Here is a 2,861-nt window from a genome sequence, read left to right as displayed (position 1 = left end):
GCCCGGCTGCTGCGCCGGGCTACGGCCCGCCGCAGCAGCCGGGGCAGCCGTATCCGGCGTACCCGCCGTTCCCCCAGCAGCCCGGGGCCTACGGGTACGGCCCCGGCGGCTATCCGCAGGATCCGTACGCCATGCAGCAGCGCCCGCCGCTGGCGGGCTGGTGGGCGCGCGTGGGCGCGACCCTGCTGGACGGCCTGATCCTGGGCGTCGTGCCGATGGTCCTGATCGGCGTGGGCGTCGGCATGATGATCGCGGGGCACGAGACCTGCGACTCCTTCAGCGCGAGCCAGGGCTACTGCGAGCCGACCGGGTCGTCGGGCCTGATGACCGGCGGCCTGGTCGTGATGGGGCTCGCGTTCCTCCTCAGCGTCTTCCTCGGCTTCTGGTCCCTCCACCGCCAGGGCAAGACGGGACAGACCCCGGGCAAGAAGGCCGTGGGCATCAGCGTCCTGCGCGAACGCGACGGCATGCCCACCGGCTTCGGCATGGCGTTCGTCCGGAATCTGTGCCACATCCTCGACGGTTTCCTCTACCTCGGCTATCTCTGGCCGCTGTGGGACGAGAAGAAGCAGACCTTCGCCGACAAGATCGTCGGCACGGTGGTCGTACGGGTCCGCTGAGGCGTTCCCGAAGGCCGCGCTCCACGGAGCGCGGCCTTCACTTCCGCACAGATCAACAGATCAGTGGAAGAAGTGACGCGTACCCGTGAAGTACATCGTCACGCCCGCCGCCTTCGCGGCCTCCACCACCTGCTCGTCCCGGACCGAACCGCCCGGCTGCGCCACCGCCTTGATCCCGGCGGCGGTCAGCACCTCCAGCCCGTCCGGGAACGGGAAGAACGCGTCGGACGCGGCGTACGAGCCCCGGGCGCGCTCCTCGCCCGCCCGCTGGACGGCCAGCTTCGCGGAGTCCACGCGGTTGACCTGGCCCATGCCGACGCCGACGGTCGCGCCGTCCTTGGCCAGCAGGATGGCGTTGGACTTCACCGCGCGGCACGCCTTCCACGCGAAGGCCAGCTCGGCCAGTTCCTCGGCGGACAGCGCCTCGCCCGTGGCGAGCGTCCAGTTGGCCGGGTCGTCGCCCTCGGCCTGGAGCCGGTCCTTGGCCTGGACCAGCAGACCGCCCTCGATGGGACGGGACTCGCCGTGCGCGGCGGGCGCGTCGGCGCAGCGCAGCACCCGGATGTTCTTCTTCCGGGCCAGGACCTCGACGGCGCCGTCCTCGTAGCCGGGCGCGACGAGGACCTCGGTGAAGATCTCCGCGACCTGCTCGGCCATCGCCACCGACACCGGCCGGTTGACGGCGATGACGCCGCCGAACGCGGACAGCGGGTCGCACGCGTGGGCCTTGCGGTGCGCCTCGGCGACGTCCGAACCGGTCGCGATGCCGCACGGGTTGGCGTGCTTGATGATCGCGACGCAGGGGTCGGCGTGGTCGTAGGCGGCGCGGCGCGCGGCGTCGGTGTCGACGAAGTTGTTGTACGACATCTCCTTGCCGTGCAGCTGCTCCGCGTTCGCCAGCCCCGTGCCGGTGGGGTCGAGGTAGAGCGCGGCGGGCTGGTGCGGGTTCTCGCCGTAGCGCAGCACCTGCTTGCGGGCGTAGGAGATCCCGATGAAGTCGGGCCACGGGCCCTCGTCCGCGCCGTAGCCCTCCGCGAACCAGTTCGCCACGGCCACGTCGTAGGCGGCCGTGTGCTGGAACGCCTCGGCGGCCAGCCGCTTGCGGGCGGCGAGGTCGAACCCGCCGTCGGCGACGGCCTTGAGCACGTCGTCGTAGCGGCCGGGGTTGACGATCACCGCGACGGACGGGTGGTTCTTGGCGGCCGCGCGGACCATCGACGGGCCGCCGATGTCGATCTGCTCGACGCACTCGTCGGGCGAGGCGCCCGAGGCGACCGTCTCCCGGAACGGGTAGAGATTGACGATCACCAGCTCGAAGGGGCTGACACCCAGCTCCTCGAGCTGCGCGCGGTGCGCCTCCAGGCGCTGGTCGGCGAGGATGCCGGCGTGGACGCGCGGGTGGAGCGTCTTCACCCGGCCGTCCAGGCACTCGGGGAAACCGGTGAGCTCCTCGACCTTGGTGACGGGGACTCCGGCGGCGGCGATCCGGCCGGCCGTGGAACCGGTGGAGACCAGCTCGACGCCCGCGTCGTGCAGCCCCCGGGCCAGCTCCTCCAGCCCCGTCTTGTCGTAGACGCTGACCAGTGCCCGGCGGATGGGCCGCTTCATGGCTTCGGCTTCGGCGGTCACGGCTTCGGCGGTCGTACCTTCGGCGGTCACGGGATCCTTACCTTTCGTCCCTCTATGCGGTAGCCGTCGCGGGCCAGACGCCCCACGACATCGACGAGCAGCGAACGCTCGACTTCCTTGATCCGCTCATGCAGCGCGGACTCGTCGTCCTCGTCCCGGATCTCCACCACGCCCTGGGCGATGATCGGGCCGGTGTCGACGCCTTCGTCGACGAAGTGGACGGTGCACCCGGTGACCTTCACGCCGTACGCGAGCGCGTCGCGCACCCCGTGGGCACCGGGAAAGCTGGGGAGGAGGGCGGGGTGCGTATTGACGATCCGCCCGCCGAACCGGGCGATGAACGCCCTTCCCACGATCTTCATAAAGCCGGCGGAGACGACGAGGTCCGGCTCGTACGCGGCCGTCGCCTCCGTCAGCGCCTCGTCCCACGCCTCACGGGTGGGGTGGTCCTTCACCCGGCACACATACGTCGGCAGCCCGGCGCGCCCGGCGCGCTCCAGGCCCGCGATGCCGTCCCGGTCGGCGCCCACGGCCACGACACGGACGCCGTAGCCGTCGGGATCGGCGGCGATGGCGTCCAGCAGGGCCTGCAGGTTCGTACCGGAACCGGAG

At 71.6% G+C, this 2,861-nt stretch carries 3 protein-coding genes; 1 reads left to right on the top strand and 2 read right to left on the bottom strand.

Features of this window, described 5'->3' with window-relative positions; translation table 11 throughout:
- The coding region (locus K6I33_RS33960; protein ID WP_229358656.1) for an RDD family protein at nucleotides 1-620 on the top strand (620 nt) is incomplete at its 5' end.
- A 60-nt stretch (nucleotides 621-680) separates the two neighbouring features.
- On the opposite strand, the gene purH is transcribed toward K6I33_RS33960, so the two are convergent.
- Together purH and purN are read right to left on the bottom strand one after the other, a co-directional pair.
- Complete coding sequence (gene purH / locus K6I33_RS33955; RefSeq protein WP_229358657.1) at nucleotides 681-2,228, bottom strand: bifunctional phosphoribosylaminoimidazolecarboxamide formyltransferase/IMP cyclohydrolase; 1,548 nt, start codon at nucleotides 2,226-2,228, stop codon at nucleotides 681-683.
- A gap of 47 nt (nucleotides 2,229-2,275) precedes the next feature.
- Nucleotides 2,276-2,861 (bottom strand): phosphoribosylglycinamide formyltransferase (gene purN, locus K6I33_RS33950; RefSeq protein ID WP_229358655.1); only part of this gene is annotated, 586 nt, incomplete at its 5' end.

This window comes from Streptomyces sp. UNOB3_S3, from assembly GCF_020740895.1.
Classification (GTDB): Bacteria; Actinomycetota; Actinomycetes; order Streptomycetales; family Streptomycetaceae; genus Streptomyces.
Note: the sequence above shows the minus strand (reverse complement) of the source record. Positions and strands in the feature narration are given on the sequence as shown.